The organism is Streptomyces colwelliae, from assembly GCF_048158785.1.
Taxonomy (GTDB): Bacteria; Actinomycetota; Actinomycetes; order Streptomycetales; family Streptomycetaceae; genus Streptomyces.
In genome coordinates this window covers 1-396 of the sequence record NZ_JBLTJC010001046.1, presented here as the reverse complement: position 1 = coordinate 396, position 396 = coordinate 1, and the positions used below count along the sequence as shown (strand labels likewise).

Annotated in this window: 1 protein-coding gene; it reads right to left on the bottom strand. The window is 52.5% G+C overall.

Annotation, left to right across the window (positions count from 1 at the left end):
- A partial coding sequence (locus ACNFOC_RS55760; protein ID WP_416966494.1) for a major capsid protein occupies positions 1–396 on the bottom strand: 396 nt, incomplete at both ends.

The following is a 396-nucleotide window of genomic DNA, read 5'->3' as shown; positions in this document are numbered from 1 at the left end:
GTTTCACACCTGCCGAACTGTGAATATTGAATCCCTCCAGACGCCCCAACACGCCCTCACGCAGTAGCTGTTCAGTGCCGGATTCATTCACTTTAAACAATACAGACTGTTTTCCGCGCAAATTAGCAATGGCAGTGGAGCCAAGCACCATCTGCAGATCGGTTGTCGGTGCGCCGTTATCCTCCAGAACCTGACGAGCCAGAGCAGCATCAGAAAGATCATCTTTAACACCAAACGGCGTTGTCCCTGCGGTTCCCACGGCGCGGGAAGCACCGAAATACAACGCACCAAGATCAGCCTCAACCTCGTTTGCAAGGGCGCGAAAAGCCTGCTTGAACTGATCAGCCAGAATGGTGTTGTAAGTCCCTGAAGGACCAAGAGCCAGTTGTTCTTCAC